This window comes from Cellulomonas dongxiuzhuiae (assembly GCF_018623035.1).
Taxonomy (GTDB): domain Bacteria; phylum Actinomycetota; class Actinomycetes; order Actinomycetales; family Cellulomonadaceae; genus Cellulomonas; species Cellulomonas dongxiuzhuiae.
The window spans coordinates 3,793,897-3,820,851 of the sequence record NZ_CP076023.1; the positions used below are offsets into that span (position 1 = coordinate 3,793,897).

27 protein-coding genes are annotated in these 26,955 nt (G+C 74.6%); 10 read left to right on the top strand and 17 right to left on the bottom strand.

Features of this window, described 5'->3' with window-relative positions; translation table 11 throughout:
- Positions 1-24: 24 nt before the first annotated feature.
- On the bottom strand, positions 25-2,013 hold the full coding sequence (locus KKR89_RS17145) for a penicillin-binding transpeptidase domain-containing protein (RefSeq protein WP_251140937.1): 1,989 nt from the start codon (positions 2,011-2,013) through the stop codon (positions 25-27).
- A 257-nt stretch (positions 2,014-2,270) separates the two neighbouring features.
- On the opposite strand from KKR89_RS17145, the gene KKR89_RS17150 reads away from it, so the two are divergent.
- A complete protein-coding gene (locus KKR89_RS17150) occupies positions 2,271-2,933 on the top strand; it encodes a GNAT family N-acetyltransferase (protein ID WP_208196524.1) in 663 nt (220 codons plus the stop codon).
- Between the two features lie 35 nt (positions 2,934-2,968).
- Here KKR89_RS17150 and KKR89_RS17155 read toward each other — a convergent pair whose 3' ends face one another.
- Complete coding sequence (locus KKR89_RS17155; RefSeq protein ID WP_208196525.1) at positions 2,969-3,814, bottom strand: LLM class flavin-dependent oxidoreductase; 846 nt, start codon at positions 3,812-3,814, stop codon at positions 2,969-2,971.
- 297 nt (positions 3,815-4,111) lie between these two features.
- Here KKR89_RS17155 and KKR89_RS17160 point away from each other — a divergent pair, with 297 nt between their 5' ends.
- The gene (locus KKR89_RS17160) at positions 4,112-4,669 is read left to right on the top strand and encodes an ATP-binding protein (protein WP_208196526.1); all 558 of its coding nucleotides are present in this window, start codon (positions 4,112-4,114) and stop codon (positions 4,667-4,669) included.
- Positions 4,670-4,728: 59 nt separating this feature from the next.
- Entirely contained in the window at positions 4,729-5,529 is an 801-nt protein-coding gene (aroD, locus tag KKR89_RS17165; RefSeq protein WP_208196527.1) for a type I 3-dehydroquinate dehydratase, read from the top strand.
- A gap of 18 nt (positions 5,530-5,547) precedes the next feature.
- Here the strand turns inward: aroD and KKR89_RS17170 are convergent, their stop codons facing one another.
- The 10 genes from KKR89_RS17170 to KKR89_RS17215 all read right to left on the bottom strand — a co-directional run bounded on the left by KKR89_RS17170 (position 5,548) and on the right by KKR89_RS17215 (position 18,224).
- A complete protein-coding gene (locus KKR89_RS17170; protein WP_208196528.1) occupies positions 5,548-6,261 on the bottom strand; it encodes a PadR family transcriptional regulator in 714 nt (237 codons plus the stop codon).
- A gap of 104 nt (positions 6,262-6,365) precedes the next feature.
- A complete protein-coding gene (locus tag KKR89_RS17175) occupies positions 6,366-6,983 on the bottom strand; it encodes a winged helix-turn-helix domain-containing protein (protein WP_208196529.1) in 618 nt (205 codons plus the stop codon).
- A 22-nt stretch (positions 6,984-7,005) separates the two neighbouring features.
- Complete coding sequence (locus KKR89_RS17180) at positions 7,006-7,146, bottom strand: hypothetical protein (protein WP_208196530.1); 141 nt, start codon at positions 7,144-7,146, stop codon at positions 7,006-7,008.
- 96 nt (positions 7,147-7,242) lie between these two features.
- Entirely contained in the window at positions 7,243-8,553 is a 1,311-nt protein-coding gene (locus tag KKR89_RS17185; protein ID WP_251140938.1) for an AI-2E family transporter, read from the bottom strand.
- A gap of 108 nt (positions 8,554-8,661) precedes the next feature.
- Entirely contained in the window at positions 8,662-9,420 is a 759-nt protein-coding gene (narI, locus tag KKR89_RS17190) for a respiratory nitrate reductase subunit gamma (protein WP_372438578.1), read from the bottom strand.
- Complete coding sequence (narJ, locus tag KKR89_RS17195) at positions 9,417-10,094, bottom strand: nitrate reductase molybdenum cofactor assembly chaperone (protein WP_251140939.1); 678 nt, start codon at positions 10,092-10,094, stop codon at positions 9,417-9,419. Before narJ ends, narI begins: the two co-directional genes overlap by 4 nt.
- A complete protein-coding gene (gene narH, locus KKR89_RS17200; protein ID WP_208287274.1) occupies positions 10,091-11,935 on the bottom strand; it encodes a nitrate reductase subunit beta in 1,845 nt (614 codons plus the stop codon). Before narH ends, narJ begins: the two co-directional genes overlap by 4 nt.
- 52 nt (positions 11,936-11,987) lie before the next feature.
- Positions 11,988-15,731, bottom strand: coding sequence for a nitrate reductase subunit alpha (locus KKR89_RS17205; protein WP_251140940.1), 3,744 nt, complete (start codon positions 15,729-15,731; stop codon positions 11,988-11,990).
- A gap of 51 nt (positions 15,732-15,782) precedes the next feature.
- On the bottom strand, positions 15,783-17,048 hold the full coding sequence (locus tag KKR89_RS17210; RefSeq protein ID WP_208196531.1) for an MFS transporter: 1,266 nt from the start codon (positions 17,046-17,048) through the stop codon (positions 15,783-15,785).
- 213 nt (positions 17,049-17,261) lie between these two features.
- Positions 17,262-18,224, bottom strand: coding sequence for a DMT family transporter (locus KKR89_RS17215; protein ID WP_208196532.1), 963 nt, complete (start codon positions 18,222-18,224; stop codon positions 17,262-17,264).
- A 73-nt stretch (positions 18,225-18,297) separates the two neighbouring features.
- Between KKR89_RS17215 and KKR89_RS17220 the strand changes: the two genes are divergently transcribed.
- Both KKR89_RS17220 and KKR89_RS17225 read left to right on the top strand, forming a co-directional pair.
- Positions 18,298-19,359 (top strand): serine hydrolase domain-containing protein, encoded by a 1,062-nt coding sequence (locus KKR89_RS17220; protein ID WP_208196533.1) that lies wholly within the window; start codon positions 18,298-18,300, stop codon positions 19,357-19,359.
- 9 nt (positions 19,360-19,368) lie between these two features.
- Positions 19,369-19,869, top strand: coding sequence for a DUF3995 domain-containing protein (locus KKR89_RS17225; RefSeq protein ID WP_208196534.1), 501 nt, complete (start codon positions 19,369-19,371; stop codon positions 19,867-19,869).
- Between the two features lie 7 nt (positions 19,870-19,876).
- Here the strand turns inward: KKR89_RS17225 and KKR89_RS17230 are convergent, their stop codons facing one another.
- Together KKR89_RS17230 and KKR89_RS17235 are read right to left on the bottom strand one after the other, a co-directional pair.
- On the bottom strand, positions 19,877-20,281 hold the full coding sequence (locus tag KKR89_RS17230; protein ID WP_208196535.1) for an ArsR/SmtB family transcription factor: 405 nt from the start codon (positions 20,279-20,281) through the stop codon (positions 19,877-19,879).
- Complete coding sequence (locus tag KKR89_RS17235) at positions 20,278-20,925, bottom strand: SRPBCC family protein (protein ID WP_208196536.1); 648 nt, start codon at positions 20,923-20,925, stop codon at positions 20,278-20,280. The genes KKR89_RS17230 and KKR89_RS17235 overlap by 4 nt, the downstream gene beginning before the upstream one ends.
- Positions 20,926-21,032: 107 nt before the next feature.
- Between KKR89_RS17235 and KKR89_RS17240 the strand changes: the two genes are divergently transcribed.
- Positions 21,033-21,692 (top strand): hypothetical protein, encoded by a 660-nt coding sequence (locus KKR89_RS17240; RefSeq protein ID WP_208196537.1) that lies wholly within the window; start codon positions 21,033-21,035, stop codon positions 21,690-21,692.
- Positions 21,693-21,800: 108 nt separating this feature from the next.
- Here the strand turns inward: KKR89_RS17240 and KKR89_RS17245 are convergent, their stop codons facing one another.
- Positions 21,801-22,283, bottom strand: a complete 483-nt coding sequence (locus tag KKR89_RS17245; RefSeq protein WP_208196538.1) for a GNAT family N-acetyltransferase — start codon at positions 22,281-22,283, stop codon at positions 21,801-21,803.
- Positions 22,284-22,315: 32 nt separating this feature from the next.
- Between KKR89_RS17245 and KKR89_RS17250 the strand changes: the two genes are divergently transcribed.
- The 4 genes from KKR89_RS17250 (at position 22,316) to KKR89_RS17265 (ending at position 26,157) form a co-directional block, all read left to right on the top strand.
- A complete protein-coding gene (locus tag KKR89_RS17250; RefSeq protein ID WP_208196539.1) occupies positions 22,316-22,651 on the top strand; it encodes a YnfA family protein in 336 nt (111 codons plus the stop codon).
- Between the two features lie 125 nt (positions 22,652-22,776).
- Positions 22,777-23,913 (top strand): 6-phosphofructokinase, encoded by a 1,137-nt coding sequence (locus tag KKR89_RS17255; RefSeq protein WP_208196540.1) that lies wholly within the window; start codon positions 22,777-22,779, stop codon positions 23,911-23,913.
- 107 nt (positions 23,914-24,020) lie between these two features.
- Entirely contained in the window at positions 24,021-24,851 is an 831-nt protein-coding gene (locus KKR89_RS17260) for a class II glutamine amidotransferase (RefSeq protein WP_208196541.1), read from the top strand.
- Between the two features lie 64 nt (positions 24,852-24,915).
- A complete protein-coding gene (locus KKR89_RS17265; RefSeq protein ID WP_208196542.1) occupies positions 24,916-26,157 on the top strand; it encodes an alpha-amylase family protein in 1,242 nt (413 codons plus the stop codon).
- On the opposite strand, the gene KKR89_RS17270 is transcribed toward KKR89_RS17265, so the two are convergent.
- Entirely contained in the window at positions 26,147-26,383 is a 237-nt protein-coding gene (locus KKR89_RS17270) for a helix-turn-helix domain-containing protein (RefSeq protein ID WP_208196543.1), read from the bottom strand. The genes KKR89_RS17265 and KKR89_RS17270 overlap by 11 nt on opposite strands.
- Positions 26,383-26,877 carry a DUF2975 domain-containing protein gene (locus KKR89_RS17275; RefSeq protein ID WP_208196544.1) on the bottom strand — a complete coding sequence of 165 codons (495 nt, stop codon included), beginning with the start codon at positions 26,875-26,877 and terminating at the stop codon, positions 26,383-26,385. Before KKR89_RS17275 ends, KKR89_RS17270 begins: the two co-directional genes overlap by 1 nt.
- Between the last annotated feature and the right edge of the window lie 78 nt (positions 26,878-26,955).

Sequence of the window (26,955 nt, forward strand, 5' to 3'; positions counted from 1 at the left end):
CGTCCTGGGGTCGCGGTCCCTCGCTCAACCGACCAGGAACGCCTCGAGCAGCGGACCGGCCGTCGTCGAACCGTAGTCCCCCTCGCCGACGAACAGCGCCACCGCCAGGTCGCCGTGCACGGCGATCATCCAGGCGTGGTTGCGCAGGTCCGCGTCCTGGCCGAACTGCGCGGTGCCGGTCTTGGCGAGCACGGGCTCGCCCGGCACGTCGGACAGGAAGCCGGCCCCGCCCTCCGTGACGACGGCCCGCATCATCGCCTGCAGGGCCGCGGCCTCCTCGGCCGTGAGCGGCGACGCGGGCGGCAGGTCCTCGGCGTCCGTCGCCTCGTCCGTCGCCTCGTCCGTCGCCGCGGCGTCGTCCGTGCCCGCCCCGGCCGCCGGCGTCACCAGGTACGGGACGACCGTGCGCGAGGCCCCGACCGACGCGGCGACCGTCGCCATGCCGAGCGGCGAGGCGAGCACCTCGCCCTGCCCGATGACCGACGCCGCGTGCGCCGTGGACGTGGCGTCGTCCGGCACGGTCCCGAGGAAGGCCGGGAACCCGAGGTCGACCGCCGGCTCGAGGCCGAGCGAGCGCGCCGCGCCGAGCAGCGCGCCGTCGCCCGCGAGTTCCCGGGCGCCGATGAAGGCCGTGTTGCAGGAGTTGGCGAACGCCGTCCGGAACGGCACGTCACCGAGGGCCGCGGCCGGGTAGCCGGGGAAGTTCTGGAACGTGCGCCCGTCGACCGTGATCGACGGCAGGCAGCTCACCGCGGCGTCGGGCGTCAGCCCGCCGCGCAGGTACGCGAGCGCGCTGACCACCTTGAACGTCGACCCCGGGGCGTACTGCCCGACGGTCGCGGTGGACAGGCCCTCGCTGCCCGGCCCGCTCGCGGCGGCGAGCACCTCACCCGTCGACGGCCGCAGCGCGACGACCGCGGACGCCGGCGCGACGCCCGCGAGCACCTGCTCGGCGCGCTGCTGCAGCGTCGGGTCGAGGGTCGTGCGCAGCGGCTCGCCCGCGACCGGCGGGACGTCGAGCAGGACGCGCTCGGCACCCGTCTCCTGCGCCTCGGCCGACACGACGACGCCCGGGGTGCCGCGCAGCTGGGCGTCGTACTGCCGTTGCAGGCCCGACAGGCCGGCCTTGTCCCCCGCCGCGACGGCGCCCTGCGAGGCCTCGACGATCTCCGCCGTCGCGTCGCCGACGGTGCCGAGGATCGCGCGCGCGAACGTGCGGGTCAGCGCGAGCGGCAGCTCGTCCGGGACGACACCGACGCCGGGCAGGGCGTCCAGCGCCGCCACGTCGTACCCGGCGTCGCCCGAGCGCACGACGATGGCCTCGACGAACGCCTGGGGACCTGCGGCCGCGACCTTCTGCGCGTACGCCTCGGGGTCCGTGCCGAGGGCACCCGCGAGGGCCCGTGCCGCGGCGTCGGTGTCGACCTGCGCGTCGGCGGCCTGCTGCTTGTCGACGCCGATGCGGGACACGGGGCGCTCCTCGACGAGCGGGACGTCGCCCTGGCCGAGCACGGCACCGCGCTCGGCGGTGCGCCGGGAGACGGTCAGGTGCTCACCCGCGGTGAGGTCGGGTGCGAGCAGCGGCAGCGCCCAGCGCGCGCGCCACGGCTGCTCGTCGTCCTCCTCGTCGCGCACCAGCTGCGCGGTCGCCGTGTACGTCCAGTCCTCGTCCGTCCACGGCACGTCCCACGTCACGGTCAGGGGCGCGGTCGCGCTCAGCTCGTCGTCGGCGAGCGTCACGTCCCCGACCTCGACGCTCGCGGTGGCCTCGCCCAGGCCGTCGACGACGTCCGCCCGGGTCGCGCTCAGCTCCTGCGCGGGCGGCGCGTCGGCCGCGAGCGGCACGGCGGTGAAGTCGCCGGTCACGAGTGCGGTGCCCAGCGCCTCGGCGGCCGGGCGCGCGTCGGGGGTGCCGGGGCTGCAGGCGGTCGGGACCACCGCGACCAGCGCGGCCAGCACACCGGCCGTCGCCCACCGTCGGGCGCCCGCCCGTGCCGTCGTTCGCGTACCCACCGTCGTGTCCTCCAGTCCTGTCCCCCCGCGTCCCCGTCGACCGGGACGCTGCGGGCGCGCACGACGTCGTGGCGCCACGAGGTGGGGACGAGCAGAGCCTGTCATCCTGGCCGGCTCCGGTGGAGGACTTCCGTCGCGATCTTCACCCGTCCTCCCCACTCGTGCACGCTCACCCGTGGCGGGTGGTCCGCACCGGGACCGGGCGATTCCGTCACTACCGGTTGCATTTGGACGCACGTCCGGGTGAACATGCCCCCATGGACGCTGGGGGACGGCCGCCGGGGACGCCACGCGTCGACCCGCCCGACACGGTCGGATGGCTCGACCCACACGACCGCGTGCAGGCCGCCGCGGTGCTCGCCGCGGCCCTCGCGGACGACCCGGGCTACGCGCATCTCTTCCCCGTGGCGGCGCGCCGTGAGCGCGAGCTCAGCGAGGTCTACCGGATGACCCTCGCCGACGGCCTGCGCCACGGCCGGGTCCTGGCCACCAAGCTCGGCGACGAGATCACGGGGGTCCTGGCGATGTACCCCCCGGGCACCTACCCCATGACGCTGCGGCGCTGGCTGCGGCAGACCGGGCGGCTCGCCCGCATCGCCGCCTGCACGCGGGAGCACAGCCGCGGCATCATCCGGTTCGGAGAGCTGACGTCGCGCGGCGTGCCGGCGGACAGCTGGTACGTCGAGGCCTTCGGCGTCCGGCCGGACCTGCAGCGCGCGGGGCGGGGCAGCGTGCTGCTGCGCCAGTTCCTCGCCCCCCTCGACCGGCTGGGCGCGCCGTCGTACCTCGAGACGACCAACGAGACCAACGTCGGTTACTACCAGCGTCGCGGCTACACCGAGGCTCACGACGTGGTCCCGCTGACACCGTCGGGTCCGCTCATCTACCCGATGTCCCGCCCCGCACGCCCCGCCGGCTGAGGTCGCGGGGCCGCTCGACGCGACCGCGCGGCGGCTCACGCAGGGGGTCCCTGCCGCACCCGCGCGCGCAGCGCCTCGGGGGTCGCGGTGGCGGGGTCCCACAGCGCGTCGATGAACCACGTCGCGCCGGCCTCGGCGAGCGCGGCGACACGCTCGCGGGCGGCACCGCGGTCGGCGGGCAGGGCGCCGTGCAGCACGACGTCGAAGGGGCCGGCGTCCGCGGGCCGGTGCTCCCGCACCCAGGCGACGAGCGCGGCGACGTCCCCCGGGTCGAACGGGTCCTCCGCGCGGTCGCCCCGGTGCTGCGGGACGACGCCGTCGTAGCGGACCGCACGACCCATCGAGCGCTCGGAGGGAAACGAGCCGACGACCCACAGGGGGATGCGCGTGCGCCCGTCGGGCCGCGTGACGGGCACCGGCCGCAGCTGGAGGCCGTCGACGCGCAGGTGGGTGCCCTCGACGTCGAACCGCTCGCCGCTGAAGGAGCGGTCGAGGACCGCCAGCGCGTCGTCGAGCCGCTCGGCCCGCTCCCGGAGCGTGGCCGCCTCGCCGCTGACGCCCGCGACCGCACGGTCCATGGGGACGCCGAGGCCCACGGGCAGCACGAGCCGACCCCCGGAGAGGTGGTCCACCGTCACCGCCTGCTTGGCGAACACCCACGGGCGCCTGCGCGGCAGCGCGAACACCAGCGCGCCCAGCGTGACGCGCTCGGTGCGCACGGCCGCGGCGGCGAGCACCGCCCACGGGTCCCACGCGTCCATGCCCTCGAGGTCCACGCCGTCCCACGTGAAGAACCCGTCCCAGCCGTGCTGCTCGGCGTCGACCGCCAGGTCGACCACCTCGCGCACCGTGCCGAAGCTGCCGACGAACCCGAGCCTCATCGCCGTCTCCCCTCGCGCGAACGCGACCCGGGACCGCACCGGTGCGTCGGTCGGACGCTACCGACGACCACCGACAACGGGTACCCTCTGGCCGGTCTGACGGCCCGCGGAGCAGCCGCGCGTCGTGCGTCGTGCCCCCCGACGCCGCTGGACGTCCGTCCGTGTGGTCCGCCGTGGGGGCGCGCCCTCGGTGGTGGGATCGCCCACGGACGCCTACCGTGGCGGGGATGCCGGGAACTGGACGCACGCCGCGAACGTGGTGAGCGTCGGCGCAGAGGGTGGAGAGGGGGCCGGGACATGACAGACGAGCACGAGTTCACGGCTCCCGGCAGCCACGACCGGGGCAGCTCCCCGGGCGGGCACGCACCGCTGTCGCCCGCGACGCTCCCCCCTGACGACGCGCTCACGCACGCGACGACCGACCGGGCGCTGCCCGCGACCCGACCCTCGGCCGCGTACGTCCCGGTGCGCCGCTGGGTGCTCGAGGAGGCCCACCAGCTGCGCGGGCTGCGCAGCGACCTGCGCGAGCAGCTGGCCGCCTCGGTCGTACCGTCCTCCGGCGGCGAGAGCTCGCGGGACGACGTCGTGCTCGTCACCTCGGAGCTGGCGACCAACGCCCTGGCGCACGGCCGCGCACCGGCCCAGGTCCAGCTGCTCCTCGACGGGCAGGACGTGCTCGTCGTGGTGTCGGACGGCGACGCGACGCACGCACCGTCCCTCGCGGCGGACCGCGAGCCGGGCGAGGGCGGGTTCGGCCTGCAGATCGCGCGCCGCCTGTCGTCCGACGTGGGCTGGTGGGCGGACGCCTCCGGCAAGCACGTGTGGGCGACGTTCGCCGCCCAGCCGGCCACCTGAGCGACGGCGCTACCCGGACGCACGGCGCGCGCACGACGCGATGCGGCGACAATCGGCGGATGACGACGAGCGACGGCGTGCTGCGGCTGCGCGGGACGACCCTGGGGGCGGGGCTGCCGCAGGTGTGCGTCCCGGTCCTGGCGCCGACCCCCCAGGCCGCGGCCGACGCCGCGCGCGCCCTGGCGGCCGGCGCCGCGGACGTCGTCGAGCTGCGCCTGGACCACCTGACGGGCTCGGCCCGCGACCCGGCGCTGGTGCGTGCCGCGGTCGCGGCCGTCCGCGCCGCGCTGCCCACGGACGTCCCGCTGCTCGCCACGTTCCGCTCCGCCCGCGAAGGGGGTGCGCAGCCCGCCGACGACGCCGCGTACGGCGCGGTCGTCGACGCGGTGACGGCCGGGGCCGCGGGCCCGGACGGCGCCGACGCCGTCGACGTCGAGCTCGCGATGCCGGGCGTGGCGGGCCTCGTGGCGCGCGCGCAGTCCGCGGGGCTCGCCGTCGTGGTGTCCCACCACGACTTCGCGGCCACGCCGTCGGCGGACGCGATCGTCGCGCTCCTGCGCCGTCAGCGTGACGTCGGGGCCGACGTCTGCAAGGTCGCGGTCATGCCGCGGGACCCCGACGACGTCCTCGCCCTGCTGACCGCGACGCGCGCGTTCACGCGGGACGCGGACCGGCCCGTCGTCACCGTCGCGATGGGTGCGCTCGGGGTGGTCACGCGCCTCGCGGGCGGGGTGTTCGGCTCCGCGATGACGTTCGGGAGCGTCGGGGCCGCGAGCGCGCCCGGCCAGGTGGACGCCGTGCGCCTGCGCGAGGTGCTCGCGCTGCTGCACGACGCCCCCCTGCCGCACGACGCCCCCTGACCGGCCGGGCGGGTCGGCTCACTCGCCGAGCATGCGGTAGAGCTCGCGGCGCAGCTCGTCGAGCTTCTCGACGGTCCGCTCGCGCTGCGCGGGCGTGCCCTCGGCACCGACCTGCCGCAGCACGCCGAAGAGCTTGCCGGCGGACCCGATGAGGTCGCCGTGCTCCTCCCAGCGCTGGGCGGCGGGCCCCCACGCGGCGGACAGCTCGTCCGGGTGGCTCTCGACGTACGCGCGTCCCTCGTCGGTGAGCGTGTACTCGGTGCGGGCGCTGCCCGCGTCGGTGGGGACGACGAGGCCCTCGTCCGTGAGCTGCTGGAGCGTCGGGTACACCGAGCCCGGGCTGGGGCGCCACAGGCCGCCGGTCTTCTCGCCGATGGCCTTGATGAGCCCGTAGCCGTTGGACGGCGCCTCGGCCAGGAGCTGCAGGATCGCGGCGCGGACGTCGCCCCGGCGGGCACGACCGCGGGCGCGGGCGCCGAAGGGGCCGCCGAACGGGCCACCGGGACCGGAGCCGCCAGGGCCGCCGAAGGGGCCTCCCGGGCCGAAGGGGCTGCCCGGGCCGCCGAAGCCGCGGCCGGGTCCGCGTCGTCCTCGGCCGTGGCCGCCGGGCTCGTCGTGCCACGGTCCACCGCGGGGGTCGCGGCCCTCGGTGGCGTCGTCACCGGGCCGGGCGCCGGGGCGGGGGCGGCGCCACTCGCGGTCGGGTCGTGAGATGGGGTCGAAGCTGCGCATGCGTTCCTCCAAGATCGTCAGCGATATATCGGAACGGTACGCCGACACATCGATGACGACAAGAGGGAGACGCCGTCCGGCGCCGGGCGGCGCGGACCACCCGGTCAGGACGGGGTGGTTGCGCCGGCGCCCGAGGCTGCGGCCTCGCCGCCGATCTCGGGGTGCAGGACGCCGAAGAACCGCGCGGGAACCGCACCCTGCGGCCGCAGCGACGGGTCCTCGTCGCGGCCCGCGAACGCGTCGGTCAGGGCGGCGAGGCGCGCGGCCAGGTCCTCGAGCTCGTCGGGCGTGGCCCAGAGCCGCTGCGTGGTGAGCACGGTCGTCCGGACACGGGCGGGGTCGGTGGCCCGCGGGTCGGCGAAGTGGTCGACGGCGCGCGCAGCCTCACGCTGGATCACCAGGGTCGCGACCGGCACGACGTCGTCGACGGACGTCGTGTCGGCCGGGTCCGGCTCGAGCCGCCGCGACCGGCGGGCCGCGCGCCAGGGCTTCTCGCGCCCGCGCGGCTCGGCGCGCTCGACGTAGCCGGCCTTCGCGAGGCTGCGCAGGTGGAACGAGCAGTTGGCGACCGTCTGGCCCGTGCGCTCGGCGACCTGGCTGGCCGTGGCCTCGCGCAGGTCGTCGAGCAGGTCGAGGATCTCGACCCGCAGCGGGTGCGCGAGCGCGCGCAGCACGGCGGGGTCGGAGGTCCGCAGCTCGGTGGTGGGCGTGGGGCCGGTCATGCGGATCTCCTGACGACGGCGGTCAGAGCACGCGGGCGCGCAGCTGGGCCTCGGCCAGGAGCCGGTCGCGGCGCAGCCGCTCGAGCTCGGCGGTGCGGTCCCACGGGGGGGTCCGGCGGGGCTCGCGGGTGGTACGGACAGGTCCTCGGGTGGTGCGGTGCATGGTGTCCTCCTCGGTCGGCACGCACAACACCGGACCCGCAACAACTATTTCGCAACGGTCATTGCGCAATGGCTGTCGCGGGTCCGACCGAGCGGATCAGGCCTCCGCGTCCCGCCGCCGGTCGACCTCGCGCGCCGCCGCGCGTGCCTTGTCCACGTCGCCGCGGCCCCCGGGGTCGCCTCGTCCGGGGTCGCTGTCGTCCTCGCGCGGGTCCGCCTCCCCCGGGTCGTGCAGCATGTGCGAGCGCACCAGCTCGTGCCGCTGGACGTAGGTGTTCGCCACCGCCTGGATCGTCGCCGCGATCGGCAGCGCCAGGAACGCCCCCAGTGCGCCGAACACCGCCCCGAACGCCAGCACGACGACGAACGACACGGCCGCGTTCATCTCCAGGGCGCGCGCCGAGACCTTGGGCGCGAGCCACAGGTTCTCGATCTGCTGGTACCCGAGGATGAACGCGAGGACCCCGAGCGCCTGCGGCGGGCCCTGCGACGTCAGCGCGACCGCGATGGGCAGCGCGCCGCCGATGTACGTGCCGATCGTCGGGACGAACTGCGAGACGACGCCCGTGAACAGGGCGAGCGGCAGCGAGTAGGGCGTCCCGAGGATCGCGAGGAAGGCGAACGTCGCGGCCGTCGCGATGGCCGCGAGCACGATGCGCGTGTTGATGAAGTCGGAGACCTTGACCTGCGTGACCTCCCACAGCCGCAGCACCTCCTGCTGCCGGCCCGGCGTCAGCCACCGGCAGATCGACGCGCGGAAGCGCGGGCCCGCGGCGAGCAGGTAGTAGGTGACGAGCAGGATCGTCAGGGCCGCGAAGACCCCGCCGAGGATCGTCGTGCCCACGAGCAGCGCGCCCGACGCGACCTCCGAGCCCCACTGCTCGGCACCCTGGCGCACCAGGTCGTCCACGGCCGGCACCTCGACCGCGAAGCGCTCCTCGACCATCTCCTGCGCGGACGTGTAGAGGTCCGGCACGTTCTTGACCAGCTGCACGAGCTGCTGGACGAACAGGTTCCCGAACAGCGCGAACACCACGATCGTGAGCAGCAGCCCGCCGAGCAGCGCCACGGCCGCCGCACCACCGCGCTTCCACCCGTGCCGCACGAGCCACACGACGATCGGCTCGAGGGCGAGCGCGATGAAGAACGCGATGAGCAGGTTGACGAGCAGCCCCTGCAGCGCCCCGAGCGCGTCCCACGCGAAGAGCCCGACGAAGACCGCGAGCACCGCCATGGCCAGGCCCTTGCCCCACCAGCGCGGCGGGCGGCGGGCGTCGTGCTGCACCGCGCGCGTGCCCTCGTCGCCGGGGGCGGCCGGTGCACCGAAGATCGGTGTCGCGCCGGACGACGCCTCGCCCTGCGGCGGCGTGGAGCGCGTGGTGGGAGCGGGCGTGCTGTCGGTCGTCACGGGCGTGTCCTCCGCGGTGGGCGTGCGTGGCGCGGGCGCGCGCGGTCACACCTTAGGGGTGACGGCCGCCGCGCGAGCCGCGCGCGCCGTCCGTCACCCGACCGGGGTTCAGCGCCGCGACGGCTCCTGCGGCTCGACGCGGTCCCAGCCGCGCCGCGGCGGACGGGTGCCGAGCCGCTCGGGCCGTGAGCGGTACACGACGTACGGCCGCCACAGGTACCCGACGGGCGCCGAGAACACGTGCACGAGCCGGGTGAACGGCCACAGCGCGAACAGCAGCATCGCGGCCATCCCGTGCAGCTGGAACCCGATCGGCGCGTCCGCCATGAGCTCCGGGTGCAGCTGCAGCAGGAAGATCCCGCGGAACCACACCGACACGCCCTCGCGGTAGTCGTAGTCGCCGCCCAGGTTGAGCACCGAGCCCGCGACGGTGTTCCACATGCCGAGGAAGATGACGACGGCCAGCACGAGGTACATGACCTTGTCCATGCGGGTCGTCGCCCGGAAGACGGGCCCCACCGTGCGGCGGCGGTAGATGAGCAGCACGAGGCCGACGACGGTGCAGAAGCCCGCGACCGACCCGATGGACACCGCGAGGACGTGGTACGCCTCGTCGCTCATGCCGATCGCGTCCGTCCAGGACTCCGGGATGCCCAGGCCCATGACGTGCCCGAGGAACACCGCGAGGATCCCGAAGTGGAACAGCGGGCTCGCCCAGCGCAGCAGCCGCCGCTCGTACAGCTGCGACGAGCGCGTCGTCCACCCGAACTTGTCGTACCGGTACCGCCACACGTGCCCCAGCACGAAGATCGCGAGGCACACGTACGGCACGACCACCCACAGCAGGACGTCCAGGGTCGTGGTCATCGGCGGGCTCCCGGGTCGGTGGTGGACGACGGCGGCGCGAACGGCTCGAGGCCGACCTCCTCGCCGGGTGGCCCCTCCGCGGCGAGGCGCGCGACGGCCTCGCGGTCGTCGCCGTCCAGCGGCGGGAGCGTCGCGCACACGGCCACGAGCGCGCCCGCCCACGGCGAGCCCGCGTCGAGCAGCGCGAGGCGCAGCAGCTCCAGGCCCGCACGGTGCGCGAGCAGCAGGCGCAGCCCGGACTCCTGGGCCGCGGCGTCCCCCGTGGACGCGAACTCCAGGACGACGGCGACGTGGTCGGGCAGCTCGTCGGACACGAGCTCGAAGCCCGCCGCGCGGTACGCCTGCTTGTACTCGACGAGCGCGACGCCCCGCTTGCGGGTGTCGCCGTAGGAGTAGTAGCTCAGGTACGGCGAGCGGCGCCGCGCGAGGTCGAACGTCGCGACGTACTCGGCCGCGAGGGCGCCGGCGGGCTGCGCGGCGAGGTGGTCGACGACCTGCGCGAGCGGCTCGCGCAGCCGGTCCGGCAGCGTCGCGAGCGCGGTGCGCAGCTCCGGCAGCATCGCGAGCAGCTCGGGGCTCGGGTAGTCGAGGACCATCGCGGCGATGCGGTGCGTCAGGGCGGTCTCGCGGGTCGCGGCGTGACGCGCGGCGGTCCGGCGTGCGAGGCGTCTCACGGCCGGCCCCCGTCGGGCGTCCCGGGCTCCGACGCCCCGTCGTCGGACCCACCGGGTGCCGGCGGCCCGTCGCCGCCCCGCGGTGCCGTCCCGGTGCCCGCCGGCCCCGACACGCTGCCGCCCGCCGGCAGCGGCTGGACCACGGCCGCCGCGTCGTCCTCCTCGGGCTCGCGCAGGTTCGCGCCGTCGGGGCCGGCCTTGGGCGGGAACATCCCCGCGGGGGCGCTCTTGCCGTCCCAGTTGAGCAGGTTCACGCGCGCCTTGCGGCTCTCGGGCTCGGCGACGGTGTCGGTCGTCTGGCGCTGCTGCAGCATGTGGAAGTTCTCGACGGCGATGGGGTCCTGCCCGCCCGAGCCCTCCCCGAACGGCCCGGAGCCACCCATGCCCGGCCCGCCGTCGTAGTCGAGGCTGCACTCGGTGGCGAGCTCCTCGAGCCCGTGGGCCTGCTCGGCGTGCGCCGCGGGGACGACGTACCGCTCGTCGTACTTCGCGAGCGCGAGCAGGCGGTACATCTCGTACATCGTCGCCTCGTCCATGCCGACCGACGCCGGGATGGCCGGGTCGCCGGAGCGGCCCATGTTGAGGTCGCGCATGTACGAGCGCATGGCCGCGAGGCGCTTGAGCACGGCCGTGACCGGCGCGGTGTCGCCCGCCGTGAACAGCTCGGCGAGGTACTCGACCGGGATCCGCAGCGTGTCGATCGCGGCGAACAGGTTCGAGGTGTCCTCGGAGTCGACGCCGGTCTCCTGGACCACGTCGACGACGGGCGACAGCGGCGGGATGTACCAGACCATCGGCATCGTGCGGTACTCGGGGTGCAGCGGCAGGGCGACCTCGTAGGTGCTGATGAGCGCCCGGATCGGCGAGCGCTGCGCAGCCTGCACCCAGTCGTGCGGGATCCCGGCGCGCTCGGCCTCGCGCTGGACCTGCGGGTCGTCGGGGTCGAGGAACACCTCGCGCTGCGCGGCGAGCAGGTCGTGCTCGTCGGTGACGGACGCCGCGGCGAGCACCTTGTCGGCGTCGTACAGGACGAGCCCGATGTAGCGCAGCCGCCCGACGCACGTCTCGGAGCAGACCGTCGGCAGGCCGACCTCGATGCGCGGGAAGCAGAACGTGCACTTCTCGGCCTTGCCGGTCTTGTGGTTGAAGTAGACCTTCTTGTACGGGCAGCCGGTCACGCACTTGCGCCAGCCGCGGCACGCGTCCTGGTCGACGAGCACGATGCCGTCCTCGGCGCGCTTGTAGATCGCGCCCGACGGGCACGACGCGGCGCACGACGGGTTGAGGCAGTGCTCGCAGATCCGCGGCAGGTAGAACATGAAGGTCTGCTCGAACTCGAGCCTCACCTTGTCCGAGACCTTCTGGAGCACGGGGTCCGCGGTCGTCAGCTCGGGTGCGCCGCCCAGGTCGTCGTCCCAGTTGGCGCTCCACCCGACCTGCACGTCCTTGCCGCTGAGCAGCGACCGCGGTCGTGCGACGGGCGTGTGCTCCTGCAGCGGCGCGTTGGTCAGGCTCTCGTAGTCGTACGTCCACGGTTCGTAGTACTCGTCGATGGACGGCTGCTTGGGGCTCGCGAAGATCGTCAGCAGGTTCCGCAGCCGGCCGCCGGCCTTGAGCTGCAGGCGGCCGCGCCTGTTCAGGGCCCAGCCGCCCTCCCACTTCTCCTGGTCCTCGTAGGTCCGCGGGTAGCCCTGGCCGGGGCGCGTCTCGACGTTGTTGAACCACACGTACTCGGTGCCCGTGCGGTTGGTCCACGCCTGCTTGCAGGTCACCGAGCACGTGTGGCACCCGATGCACTTGTCGAGGTTCATGACCATCGCCATCTGGGCCATCACCCTCATGTGGTCACGCTCCGCACCGCGCTCGTCCCGCGCTCCGTACGTCGCCGTTCCTTCATCCGTACTCCACCTCCTGCGACCGGCGACGGATCACCGTGACCTCGTCGCGCTGGTTGCCCGTGGGGCCCAGGTAGTTGAAGGCGTACGCGAGCTGCGCGTAGCCACCGATGAGGTGGCTGGGCTTGATGAGCAGCCTGGTCAGCGAGTTGTGGATGCCGCCGCGGCGCCCGGTCCGCTCGCTGAGCGGCACGTCGATCAGCCGGTCCTGCGCGTGGTACATGTACACGGTCCCCTCCGGCATGCGGTGGGAGACGATCGCGCGGGCGACCACCACGCCGTTGCGGTTGACGGCCTCGACCCAGTCGTTGTCGCGGATGCCGACCTTGGCCGCGTCGCGGTCGCTCATCCAGATGCCGGGGCCCCCGCGCGAGAGCGACAGCATGAACAGGTTGTCCTGGTACTCGGAGTGGATGGACCACTTGTTGTGCGGCGTCAGGTAGCGGACGGTCACGCCGAGCGCCCCGACGTCGCCCACGGCGTTCTCGTCGAACAGGGCCTGCATGTTCAGCGGCGGCCGGAAGACCGGCAGCCCCTCCCCCAGCTCCGTGATCCAGTCGTGGTCGAGGTAGAACTGCTGGCGACCCGTCAGGGTGTGCCAGGGCTTGAGGCGCTCGACGTTGACGGTGAACGGGGAGTACCGCCGCCCGCCGTGCTCGGTGCCGGACCACTCGGGCGACGTGATGACGGTCGTCGGGGCGGCCTGCGTGTCCGCGAACGTGACCTGCTTGCCCTCGTGCTCGGCCGCCAGGTCCGCCATCCGCGTGCCCGTGCGCTTCTCGAGCGTGTGGAAGCCCTGCACCGCGAGCCGCCCGTTGGTCGTCCCGGACAGCGCGAGGATCGCCTCGCACGCGTGCACGTCGCGCGACAGCAGCGGGCGGCCGTCCGCGACGGCGCCCGGCGCGCCGGCGGGGATGCGCGCGACGCCGTTCTTGCGGCGCAGGTACTCGACCTCCTCGCCGACGTCGAACGTCACGCCCTTGGTCGTCAGGCCCTGGGTGTCGGGGATCGGTCCGAGGGTCGCGAGCTTCGCGGCCACGGCCGGGTAGTCACGCTCGACGACGACGAGCTTCGGCATGGTGCGCCCGGGGACGGGGTCGCACTCCCCGGCCTTCCAGTCCTGCACGCGCCCGTGCGGGTTGGCCATGGCGTCGGGGGTGTCGTGCGTCAGCGGCACCGCGACGACGTCCTGCCGGACCCCCAGGTGCGCGACCGACTGCCGCGAGAACTCCCGCGCCAGCGTGTGGAAGATCTCGAAGTCCGTGCGCGTCTGCCACGGCGGTGCGATGGCCGGGCTGAACGAGTTCACGAACGGGTGCATGTCCGTGGTGTTGATGTCGTGCTTCTCGTACCAGGTCGCCGCGGGCAGCACGACGTCGGAGTAGACGGTGGTGCTCGTCATGCGGAAGTCGAGCGAGAGCAGCAGGTCGAGCTTGCCGGTGGGCGCCTCGTCGTGCCAGACGACGTCGCGCGGGCGGGCCTCCGGCGGCGCTTGCGTCGCGAGCAGGTTCGAGTCCGTGCCGAGCAGGTGGTGCAGGAAGTACTCGTTGCCCTTGCCGGACGACCCGAGCAGGTTGGCGCGCCAGACGGTCAGCACGCGCGGGAAGCTCTCCGGGGCGTCCGGGTCCTCGGCGGCGAACCGCAGGCGGCCCTCGGTCAGCTCGCGCGGCACGTACTCGCCCACGGGCAGCCCCGCCGCCGCGGCGTCGTCCGCGAGGTCCAGGGGGCTGCGGTCGAACGTCGGGTACGAGGGCATCCACCCCATGCGCGCGGACTTCGCGATGACGTCGGCCGTGGTCAGGCCGGCGAACGCGCCGCCCGTGCCCGGCGTGGCCGCGGTCAGCGTGTCGGCGCTGAACGGGTCGTAGCGGAACTGGTCGGTGTGCAGGTACCAGTACGCGGTCTGGATCATCGTGCGCGGCGGGCGCGCCCAGTCGTTCGCGGTCGAGTACATCTGCTGACCGGTGGACGGGCGCACCTTCTCCTGGCCGACGTAGTGCGCCCAGCCGCCGCCGTTGACGCCCTGGCAGCCCGTGAGCGTCGTCAGGGTGAGGAACGTGCGGTAGATGGTGTCGGAGTGGAACCAGTGGTTGGTGCCCGCGCCCATGATGATCATCGACCGGCCGCGGGACTCCTCGGCGTTCGCGGCGAACTCGCGGCCGATCCGCTCGGCCTTGGCCGCCGGGACGCCCGTGAACTGCTCCTGCCAGGCCGGGGTCCCCGGCTGCGACGCGTCGTCGTACCCCGTCGGCCACTGGCCCGGCAGCCCGTCACGGCCCACGCCGTACTGCGCGAGCAGCAGGTCGAGCACCGTCGTCACCAGGTGCTCGCCCACGTGCCGCACGGGCACGCCGCGCCGCGAGACGGCCGCCGTGCCGTCGAGCGTGTCGAAGCGCGGCAGGTCGACCAGCACCGACTCGCCCCGCCCCGCCTCACCGACCACCGGCCCGCCGGCGCTGAGCTGCGGCTCGACGTCCCCCAGGTCGAGGTTCCACCGCCCGACACCCTCCTCGCCGAACCGGTGGCCGAGCGTCCCGCCGGGCACGACGGGCAGGCCCGTGCGCGCGTCGAGCAGGACGGTCTTGAACGCGGCGTTCTCGCTGCGCGCCTCGGCGCCCGGCAGGTCCTCCGCCGTGAGGAACTTGCCCGGGACGTACCGGCCGTCGCGCTCCTCGACCCGCACGAGGAACGGCAGGTCCGTGAACCGCTGCACGTAGTGCGAGAAGTACGGCACCTGCCGGTCGACGAAGAACTCCCGGAGCGTCACGTGCCCCATCGCCATCGCGAGGGCGCCGTCCGTGCCGGGCGCGACCGCGAGCCACTCGTCCGCGAACTTCACGTTGTCCGCGTAGTCGGGGCTGACCGCGACGACCTTCTGCCCCCGGTAGCGCGCCTCGGCCATCCAGTGCGCGTCGGGGGTGCGGGTCACCGGCAGGTTCGAGCCCCACATGATCAGGTACCCCGCGTCCCACCAGTCACCCGACTCCGGGACGTCCGTCTGGTCCCCGAACACCTGCGGCGAGGCCACCGGCAGGTCCGCGTACCAGTCGTAGAACGACAGCATCGGCGCGCCGATGAGCGCGTGGTACCGGGCGCCCGCGCCGTGCGACACCATCGACATGGCGGGGATGGGCGAGAACCCCGCGACGCGGTCCGGCCCGTACGTCCTGATCGTGTGCACCTGGGCGGCGGCGACCATCTCGATCGCCTCGTCCCACGTCGCGCGCACCAGGCCGCCCTTGCCGCGGGCGCGCTTGTAGCGCCGCGCCCGGACCGGGTCGTCGACGACGTCCGCCCACGCGAGCACCGGGTCCCCCAGGCGCGCCCGCGCCTCGCGGTACATCTCGAGCAGCACGCCGCGCACGTACGGGTAGCGCACGCGCGTGGGCGAGTACGTGTACCAGCTGAACGCGGCGCCGCGCGGGCAGCCCCGCGGCTCGTACTCCGGGGAGTCGGGGCCGACCGTCGGGTAGTCGGTCTGCTGCGACTCCCACGTGATGATGCCGTCCTTGACGTACACCTTCCACGAGCACGAGCCCGTGCAGTTGACGCCGTGCGTCGAGCGCACGACCTTGTCGTGGCTCCACCGGTCCCGGTAGAACGTGTCGGCGTCGCGCCCGCCGATCTCGTGCAGCGTCCGCAGGTCCGGCGAGACCTCGGACCTGTGGAAGAACCGGCGCGTGCGCAGCAGGGCCTCCGTCACGTCACCGTCGAGCCGGGGCGGGTCGTTCTGCAGGGTCACGGTGCGAGGTCCTTCCGGGTGGACGGGTCCTGCGGGGCGTGCCGGCGCAGGTCAGGCCGGGGCGCGCCCCGCCCGTGCGGAGCGGCGGACGGGACCGCGCGTGAACCACGCGGTGAGCAGGCCGACGACGGCCAGCAGCCCCAGGCCGATGGTGTAGTCGCCGGTCCTGTCGTAGACCGCGCCCATGATCAGCGGCGGCACGAACCCGCCCAGGCCACCGGCGGCGCCGACGAGCCCGGTCACGGCACCGACCTTCTCGGCCGGTGCGAGGAGCGCCACGAGCCCGAACACCGCCCCCGAGGACGCGCCGAGCAGCGCCGCGAGACCGAGGAACGCGATCGTGCCGATCGGGACGAGCGGCAGCTCGACCGCCGCGACGGCCGCGAGCACGGCGATTCCCAGGAAGCAGACGACGAGCACCCGCGTCGCGTCGTACCGGTCCGTCAGCCCGCCGCCGACGGGCCGCATCAGCACCGCCAGGACCACGAACCCGGCGGTGCGCAGCGCCGCGTCCTCCTGCGCGAGGTCGTACGCGTTGGTGAGGTAGGTCGGCAGGTACACGCTGAACGCGACGAACCCGCCGAAGCCCACGGCGTACAGCACCGAGAGCTGACCCGTCGCGGGCAGCTTCGCGGTCGCCCACGTCCGGGCGATGAACGAGCCCTGTGCCTGCGGCCGCCCCGGGGCGTCGCGCACCAGCAGCGCCGCCAGCACCGCGTACACCGCCAGGACGCACGCGACGATGACGAAGGGCGCCTCGGGGCCCACGGTGTTGGTCAGCCGCACGGTCGTGAACGACGAGACCGCCGTGCCGCCCATGCCGAGGCCGAAGACGCCCAGCGCGATGCCGCGCCGCGCCGGCGGGTACCAGGCGTTGACCAGCGGGACGCCGATCGCGAAGGCCGTGCCGCCCAGCCCCAGGAAGAACCCGCCGACGATCATCGCCACGAAGCTCTCGGCGACGAACCCGACGTACAGCACCGGCAGGACCGTCAGGATGCTGACCACGGGGAACATGACGCGCGCCCCGACGCGGTCCGTGAGCGCCCCCACCGGGATGCGCCCGAGCGACCCCACGATGACCGGTACCGCGACGAGCGCCGACTGCTGGAACGCCGTCAGGTCGAGCCGGTCGCGGTACGCCGAGCCCAGCGGGCTGATGAGCGCCCACGCCCAGAAGTTGATGAAGAAGCCGACGGTCGCGAGGACCAGGTTGCGGGTCGAGCCCGTCGGCGTCGGGGCGGGCGCGGGCGTCGGGCCGGGTGGTGGCGCGGTGGATCGTCCTGCGCCGTCGCGTGCGTCGTCGGGTCGTACCACCGGTGCCCCCTGCTCAGACCGCTACGTCTGGATCCTTCCGGTTCGTCCGAACGTAGCAGCGCGCCGGGGCGGGGACACCCGGTGAGCCCCGACGAGTCGACCCGCCCCGCCACCCGCCCACCGCCATCCGGCACAAACCGCCCCATCCCGCCCGTGCTGCGCGCGAGCATCGACGGGTGTGAGGCGTTGCTGCCGGATTCCGGCAACGACGCCTCACGCTCTCGGCGTGACGCGCCCGACAGGACGACTGCGGCGGGCGCCCGCACCGAGCACCACCAGGCCGCAGGCCAGGACGACGAGGCCGAGCACGGCGCCGCCGGACAGCCGCTCGCCCAGCACCGCCAGCCCCAGGACGGTCGCCGTCAGCGGCTCCGCGAGCGTGAGGGTCGCGACCGTCGCGGCACCGAGCCGCGCGAGGCCGTACCCGAACAGCACGTACGCGAGGGTGGTCGTGACGAGGCCCAGCCACAGCACGGTCGCGAGGCCCGCGGGCGACGTCAGGCCACCGGTCCCGACGACCGCCAGCACGCCCAGGCTCAGCACCCCCGCGACCCCGAACATCGCGCCCATGCTCGTCGTCGAGGTCCAGCCGCCGTCGATGAGAGCCGCGCCCGCGAGCGTGTACAGCGCGTACGCGGCCCCCGCGCCGAGGGACGCGAGCACGCCGACCACGTCGACACCCCCGCCCGTCGACGCGTGGCCCGGTGCGAGCCCGAGGACGGCCACGCCGGCTGTCGCCAGCGCGGTGGCGGCCAGCCAGGTCCGGCCCGGGCGCTCGCGGCCCGTCGCCCACGCCACGATGCCCGTCAGGACCGGTGCCGAGCCCAGCGCGACGACCGTCCCCACCGCGACGCCGTTGCGGGCCGTGCCGAGGAAGAACGCGGGCTGGTAGGCCAGGACGCCCAGCGCACCGAGCGCGACGGCGAGGGACGTGCGGGTGGCGCTCGCGCGGGCGGTCACGGAGGAGCCGGGGGCCGGGCGGCCGCCGACGGGATCCGGGGGCGCCGTCCCGCGCCGTCGTGCGACGAAGGCCGCGACGGCCGCGAGCGCGATGCCCCCGACCGCGATGCGTGCGGCACCGAGCGCGACCGGGTCGCTCGCCGGTCCCAGCGCCTGCGCGGTGCCCGTGGTGCCGAAGCACACGGCCGCGAGCAGGACGGCGAGGATCGCGGGCACGCCAGATCGTCGCACGCACCCCCGGCGGGTGTGCGCTGGGCCTCGGCGGCGCGTCATGGGTACTGTCGCCGACATGGGTGACGACGTTGTGCTCCTGCAGGTCGCGGACGAGGCGGTCGGGGAGGTCGCGCGCGACGCCGACGAGCACGTGGGCCTCGTCGCACGGGTCGTGCGGGGGACGCCCGGCGCGCTGCCCGGTGACGGCGCCCCCGAGGTGCTCCTCGACGCCGCGTGGGGGCTGGCCGACCGACGTCACGGGCTGCCGATGACGCCGCGGCACCGGTTCGGCACCGCGAGCGGCTGCAAGGGCTTCACGGCGCTGGCGGTGCTCGCGCTCGTCGCCGACGGCAGGCTGGACCTGACCACGACGGCCCGCTCGCTGCTGCGCGACGACCTGCCGCTCATCGCCGACGACGTCACGGTCGAGCAGCTGCTGAGCCACCGCTCGGGGATCGGCGAGTACTTCGACGACGACGCCGACGTCAGCGACTACCTGCTCCCCGTGCCCGTGCACACGCTGGTCGACCCCGAGGACTACCTGCCGATCCTCGACGGCCACCCGCAGGTGTTCGCTCCGGGGACCGACTTCGCGTACTGCAACGGCGGGTTCGTCGTGCTGTCGATCCTCGCGCAGCGGGCGTCCGGCGTGCCGTTCCACGAGCTCGTGCGCACGCGCGTGCTCGAGCCGGCCGGCATGTCGTCGACCGGCTACCCGCGCTCCGACGCGCTGCCGGACGACGCGGCCATCGGGTACGTGCACGTCGACGGGCAGTGGCGCAGCAACGTGCACCACCTGCCGGTCGTCGGCGGCGGGGACGGCGGCGCGTACACGACGACCCTCGACATGGAGCGGTTCTGGGGCGCGCTGCTGGGCGGGCGGATCGTCCCGGACGAGCTGGTCGCGCGCATGCGCCGCGCCCCCGGCGGCGACGGCGGCCCGGCCGACGGCGAGACGTACGGCCTGGGGCTGTGGCTGCGCGACAGCGGCAGCGTCACGCTGGAGGGTGAGGACTCGGGCGTGTCGTTCTGGTCGACGCACGAGCCCGCGACCGGGCTGACGTGGACGGTCGCGGGCTCGACGTCCGCCGCCGCGTGGCCCGTGGTGCGGGCGCTGCGGGACGCCCTGGCGGGGTAAGGTGATGCGGTGCCCGGACGACGCGGGACGCAGGCCTGGGTGCCACCGGCCTGGGTGGCGTGGGGTGCCGTCGTGGTCGCGTTCGCGTTCGCGGCGGTGAGCCTGGTCTGGGCGACGGGCAGCACCGCCGGCCTGGACACCCTGGGCGGGTCGGTCGAGCGGCTGGGATGGGAACGCGACCCGTCGCTGCTCGCGGCGAACGCGGTCGCGCTCGTGCTGAAGGTCCTCGGCGGGGTGCTGGCCCTCGCGCTGGTGCAGCCGTGGGGTGAGCGGCTGCCGCGCCGTCCTCTGCTGGCGCTCGCGTGGTCCGCGGCAGCGCTGCTGGTGCTCTACGGCGCGCTGCAGGTGACGACGCTCGCCCTCGTCGCCGCGGACGTCGTCGTCCCCGACGAGGTGCTGTCGGACCGGGCGCTGCGGTGGCGCCTGCTGCTGTGGGAGCCCTGGTTCCTGGTGTGGGGGCTGCTGCTGGCCGGGGCGACGCTGCGCAGTCAGCGCCTGCGCCCGGCCTGACGAGGACTCACGACGCCGACTTCTCGGGCACCTGCCCGGCGGACGGGTCCCGGCGCCGCACCTCCCGCCGGCCCCGCGCCAGCTCCGTCTCCAGCGCGTCGAGCGGCTGTGCGAACGGGTCGAGGAACCCGGTGAGCCAGTCCTCGACGACGCTCAGTGCCTGGGGCTCGACCCGGTAGAGCCGCCGCGGCCCGTCGGCGCGCACCGTGACCACCCCGGCCCCGCGCAGGACCCGCAGGTGCTGGGACGTCGCGGGCTGCGAGATGCCGAACTCGTCGCCGGCGGCGGCGACCAGCTCACCCGCTGTGCGCTCGTCGTCGCCGAGGTGCTCCAGCAGCCGCCGCCGCACGGGCTCGGCGAGCGCCGCCAGGACGGTGTCGACCCGGGCGGCGCCCGCTCGGACCGTGCTCATCCCTCGGGTACGGCCGTGCCGGTGTAGAAGCCGAAGGTCCGTTGCCCCGCCGCCTCCGCCGACGTGGTCTCGCGTCCGTCGGCGGCGTCGGCCCGCGCCCACCCGGCGGTGGCGCGCTCGACGAACGCCTGCCCCTCGGGCGTCGTCGGCCACTCCTCGCCCACGTCCTTCGCGATCGCCTCGCCCGTCGCGAGGTGGGCTGCCAGGCCCCACAGCGCGAGGTCCCACCCGACGCCCACGGCCCCGGGGCCGAACTGCTCCCAGAACTCCGGGTCCACGTGGGCCTCGTGCCGCAGCGTCAGCTCGGTGCCGCCGTCGGCGGGGGTGAGCAGCACCTCGACCCAGCTGACCTGGCCGCCGAACTCCCAGGTCACGGCGAACCGCTCGGGCTCCCGGCACGACTCGACGACACCCCCCGCGTTGCCCTCCACCTGGTACCGGCCGCCCTCGCGCAGGTCGCCGGTGACCGGTGCGAACCAGCGCGGCAGGCGCTCGGGGTCGGTCAGCGCGTCCCAGACGTCGTCCGGGGTGGACCGGTACGTGCGGCGCGCCACCACGATCTTGGTCGGCGCACCCGCCCGCTCCCCTCGGTGCAGCTCCCGCGCCACCAGGCCCACCTGCTCCAGCGCGTCGATGCCTGCCATCGCGTCCTCCTCCGAACGGTCGGGTCTCGTCGTCCACAGCGTGGCATAAGTCCGCACTTATACGCCACCCCTCGACGGGACTCCGTGCCGACCGGCACCCTGGGCAGGTGCTGCTGCCCCCGAAGGTCGCCGCCGCTGTCGCCGACGGCACCGTCACGCTCGCGTTCCGCCGCTGGCAGCGCCCCGACGTGCATCCCGGCACCCGGTTCCGCACGCCCGCCGGCGTCGTCGAGGTCACGTCCGTCGACGTCGTCGACCCGGCGACCCTCACGGACGCCGACGCGCACGCCGCCGGCCTGCCGGACGTCGCCGCACTGCTGCGCCTGCTCGATCCCGACGCCGTGGCGAAGCGGCGCCGCACCGCGCGCTACGGCCGCTCGCCCGTCGCCGCGGACGCTCCCGCACCGGACACGACCGCCTGGCCCGTCCACCGCGTCGGCCTCGCGTGGGCCGGGCCGGACCCGCGCGAGGCGCTGCGCGGGGACGCCGACCTCACCGACGCCGACGTCGCCGCGATCGACGCCCGCCTCGACCGGCTCGACCGCGCCAGCACGCACGGCCCGTGGACGGTCGCGACGCTCGACGTCATCCGCCGGCGCCCGCACGTGCGCGCCCCGGACCTGGCCGCCGAGCTGGGCCGCGAGCGCGACCCGTTCAAGATCGACGTCCGCAAGCTCAAGGGCCTGGGGCTGACGCAGAGCTTCGACGTCGGGTACGCCCTGAGCCCGCGCGGTGAGGCGTACCTGGCCCGCACCCGGCGGTCCTGATCCGGCAGACCCTGCCCGGGTCGCCGCTGGCCGCTGGAGGCCGTCGCGTCCGAGGGCGCGGCCACGCCACGTGGGCACACAGCTGACCACGTCCCGGTGCAGGCGTGGTCAGACGTCGACGGGGAGGTCGCGCTCGTACCGACGCAGCACCGGGTACGGCGGGAAGGTCGTCCGCGAGGTCGTACCCGTGGCGCGCCAGCCACGGCGCTCGTAGAAACGGACGGCACGCCTGTTGTCGTCGAAGACGCGGAGCCAGGCCGCGCGGTGGCCCTGCCCGCGCAGATGTGCGAGCACCTCGTCGTGGGCCGCGCCCGCCAGGCCGGTCCCCCACGTCCGCACGGCTGTGCCGAAGTGCAGGAGCTCGTCCCCGCGCGTGGCCGCGAAGCCGGCGAGCCGCCCGTCGAGGACGACCGCGAAGCAGTCGGTCCCCGGGTCGTCGATCTCCGCCTCCCACCGGGCACGGACCCGTGCGACCGGGAACGGGTGCTCGTCCTGGGGGAAGATGTGGCCGAGCCCGACCTCGCCGCCCTCTCGCTGCACCTGCAGGAGGACCTCGAGGTCGTCGTGGGCCAGTGGTCGCAGGACCGCCATGTCGTGACGCTACAAGGCACCGAGAGGATCCCATGACCGCCCTGCGCTCGATCCTGCTGTTCGTCGCGGCCGCGGGCCTGGAGATCGGCGGCGCGTGGCTGGTCTGGCAGGGCATCCGCGAGCACCGCGGCTGGGTCTGGGTCGGGTTCGGCGTCATCGCGCTGGGCCTGTACGGCGCGGTGGCGACGCTGCAGCCCGACGCGAGCTTCGGGCGGATCCTGGCCGCCTACGGCGGGGTGTTCGTCGCCGGGTCGCTGCTGTGGGGCATGGTCGTCGACGGGTTCCGGCCGGACCGCTGGGACGTGACCGGTGCGCTCGTGTGCCTCGTCGGCGTCGCGCTCATCATGTACGCGCCGCGCGCCGCCTGACGCGCCGCGACGCCGCGACGCCGCGACCTGCAGGATCACCGGGCGTCCCCGTTGTGCGCCAGCCCCGCGGCCCACGACACTGTCGGCACACGGTCGGCCCCCGCCGGCCCGGCACCGGAGGCGGCATGACGCGGACCAGGGCGAAGCGGGTCGGGATCCTCACGGCGGGCGGTGACAGCCCCGGGCTCAACGCGGCGATCCGCGGGTTCGGCAAGACCGCGATCGGGCACCACGGCATGGAGCTGTTCGGGTTCCGCGACGGTGTGACGGGCCTCGTCGAGAACCGCTACGTCGAGCTGGACGGCAAGGCGCTGTCCGGGATCCTCACGGTCGGCGGGACGATCCTGGGGACGAGCCGCGACAAGGTCCACCGCTACTCCGTGGACGGCGGCGAACCGCAGGACATGGTGCCGACGGTCGTCGAGAACTACCGCGAGCTGGGCCTGGACGCGCTCATCATGCTGGGCGGCGGCGGGACGGCGAAGAACGCGATGCGGCTGGTCGACGCCGGGCTGAACGTCATCCACCTGCCCAAGACGATCGACAACGACATCGCCGCGACCGACACGTCGTTCGGGTTCGCGACGGCCACCGAGATCGCCACCGAGGCCGTGGACCGCGTGCACTCGACGGCGCACAGCCACCACCGGATCATCCTCACCGAGATCATGGGGCACCGGGCCGGCTGGCTGACGCTCGCGTCGGGGATCGCCGGCGGCGCCGACATCATCCTCATCCCGGAGATCCCGTACACGATCGACGCGGTCGCGGAGACGATCCGTCGGCGCATGTCCCGCGGCTCGTCGTTCTCGGTCGTCGCCGTCGCCGAGGGCGCGCGGGACGTCGAGGACACCGCGGACTACGAGGCCGCGCAGCTGCTCGTGAAGTCCGCGAAGACCCCCGAGTCGCGGCGTGCCGCCAAGAAGCACCTGGCCCACGTCGAGGACGCGCAGCGCGAGCACACGTTCAAGCTCGCGCGCGAGCTCGAGGCCGCGACGCGCCTCGAGACGCGCGTGACGATCCTGGGGTACGTCCAGCGCGGCGGCACGCCGTGCGCCGCGGACCGGCTGCTCGCGACGCGCCTGGGTGCGGCCGCGGCGAACCTGGTGGACCGCGGCGAGTTCGGGGTCATGGTCGCGGCCCGCGGGGACGAGGCTGTGCCCGTGCCGCTCTCCGAGGTCGCGGGCAAGGTCAAGCTCGTCCCGCCGGACCACGCGTGGATCCAGGCGGCGCGGCAGGTGGGCACCGGGCTGGGCGACTGACGCGCGCGGCTCACCGCTCCGGGGCGTGCCACGTCTGGCGCGCCCCGGCGCCCCGGCGCAAGGTGGACGCAGGACCGCGACGCGGTCCGGCAGCGAAGGGGGCCCGCATGTGCCGATGGCTGGCGTACTCCGGGGCACCGGTGACGCTCGACGACCTGCTCTACAAGCCGGCGAACTCGCTCGTGCTGCAGAGCCTGCACAGCCGGATGGGTGCGGAGCCGACCAACGGCGACGGGTTCGGCATCGGCTGGTACGACGGCCACGCCCCGGAGCCGGGCATCTTCCGGAGCACCGAGCCGGCCTGGAGCGACCCGAACCTGCGGGAGCTGGCGCGTCACGTCCGCTCCGGCACGGTCTTCGCGCACGTGCGGGCCACCAGCGGCTCGGCGGTCCAGGTGACGAACTGCCACCCGTTCCGGCACGACGGCTGGCTGTTCATGCACAACGGGGCCGTCGACCGGTTCCCGGAGCTCAAGCGCGACCTGCAGCTCGAGGTCGACCCGCCGCTGTTCGCGGACATCGCCGGCACGACCGACTCCGAGACGGTCTTCCACCTGGCCCTGACGTTCGGCCTCACCGACGACCCGCCCGCCGCGCTCGCCGCCGCCATCGGCCTGGTCGAGAGGACGGGCCGCGGGCACGGCGTCGACTTCCCGTTCCAGGGGACGGTCGCCGTGACCGACGGGCAGCGGATGTGGGCCCTCCGGTACTCCTCCGAGGGACGCAGCCGCACGCTGTTCCGCAACGCCGACGTCTCCGTGCTGCGCGAGCACTACCCGGACCACCCGGCGCTGCGCAGCCTGTCCGACGACACCCGGCTGATCGTCTCCGAACCGCTCGGCGAGCTGCGCGGCGCGTGGCTCGAGGTGCCCGAGGCGTCGTGCCTCGTGGTCGACGGGGGCGCGGAGCAGATCCTGCCGTTCGTGCCGCGCACGTGACGGTCGGCGGCCGCCGCGCGGTCCTCTAGCCTCGGACGTCGGAGTCGATCACCGGGGAGGCGTCATGGGCTGGACCGAGCACGCGATCTGGTGGCACGTGTACCCGCTCGGTGCGGTCGGCGCGCCGATCCGCACGCCCGACGACGCGGTCGAGCCGCACCGCCTGCAGCGGCTGCTGCCCTGGCTGGACCACGTGCAGCGCCTGGGCACCAACGGCGTCCTGCTCGGCCCGGTGTTCGCGTCGTCGGCCCACGGCTACGACACCACGGACCACCTGCGCATCGACCCCCGCCTGGGCACGGACGAGGACTTCGACGCGCTCGTCGCCGCGGCCCACGAGCGCGGCCTGCGCGTGCTGCTCGACGGCGTGTTCAACCACGTCGGCGCCGAGCACCCGCTGGTCGCCCAGGTGCTCGCGGAGGGTCGCGACGGCCCGCGCGCCGGCTTCCTGCGCGTCGACTGGGACCACCCCGACGGCCCACGCACGGCCGACTTCGAGGGGCACCGCGCGCTCGTCGCGCTGAACCACGACGACCCGGCGGTGGCGGCGTACGTCGTCGACGTCATGGCGCACTGGCTCGCGCGCGGCGCCGACGGCTGGCGCCTGGACGCCGCGTACACCGTGCCGCCGGAGTTCTGGGCGCGCGTGCTGCCGCAGGTGCGCGAGCGCCACCCGGACGCGTGGATCGTCGGCGAGGTCATCCACGGCGACTACGCGGGCGTCGTCGCGGCGTCCGGCATGGACTCGGTGACGCAGTACGAGCTGTGGAAGGCGACCTGGAGCAGCCTGCTCGACCGCAACTTCTGGGAGCTCGACCACGCGCTGGCGCGGCACGCTGCGCTGCTCGACACGTTCGTGCCGCAGACGTTCGTCGGCAACCACGACGTCACGCGCATCGCGACGCGCGTCGGCCCGCAGGCGGCCGTGCTCGCGCACGTCGTGCTCATGACGGTGGGCGGCGTGCCGTCGGTGTACTACGGCGACGAGCTGGGCTGGACGGGCCTCAAGGAGGACCGCGAGGGCGGTGACGACGCGGTGCGGCCCGCCCTTCCCGCGTCGCCCGACGACCTCGGTGACGACGAGCGGCACGTGCTGGGCCTGCACCAGGGCCTCGTCGCGCTGCGGCGGCAGCACCCGTGGCTGCACACCGCCCGCACCTCCGCCGACGAGCTGACGAACACGCGCTACCGGTACACCTCGACGTCCGCGGACGGCGCGCACCGGCTGCACGTCGAGCTCGACGTGACGGACGCGCCGCGGGCCGTCGTGCGGGACGCCGGCGGGCAGGTGCTGTTCACGGTGTGACGTCCGCGGCTCCGTCGTCCCCGTCCGGCTCCCACCGCAGCAGGTCGCCCGGCTGGCACTCGAGCACCTCGCACAGCGCGGCCAGCGTCGTGAACCGCACGGCCTTGGCGCGCCCGTTCTTGAGCACCGCGAGGTTGGCGGGCGTGATGCCCACGCGCTCGGCCAGCGTCCCGACGGACATCTTGCGGCGCGCGAGCATGACGTCCACGTCCACGACGATGGGCATCAGATCACCTCGTCGAGCTCGTCGCGCAGGCGCCGGGCCTCGCGGTCGCGGTCGACGGCCTGCGCGAGCAGCATCCGCAGCAGCAGGACGATGAGCGCGATGCCGCCCAGGACGAGCGCCGCCCCGCAGATCAGCAGCACGATTCCGGGGGCGACCTGCTCTCCCGGTGCGAGCACGACCGCGAGCGCGAACACCAGGACGGCGGCCGCGGCGATCGCCCCGATGATGACGTCGACCCAGCGGAACGCGGCGGGCGTGAAGACCTCCTCGCGCCGCACCATCGTCAGCAGGCGCCACACGCAGACCGCGCACACCTGCAGCGTCACGAGGCCCAGCACGAAGATGACGACGAACGGCACCCGGACGCCCGGTGGCGCGTCGGCCTCGACCAGGTCGATCCACAGCAGCGGCGCCATGACGCACTGGACGAACAGGGACCCGGCGAGCGCGAGCGCGATGACGACGCGCAGCGCGAGGACGGTGAGGTTGCGCATGACAGGCTCCTCGATCGGACGACGAGAGGAATCTATCGAGTAACGATCGATTCCTCAAGCCATTCGATCGAGGATCGG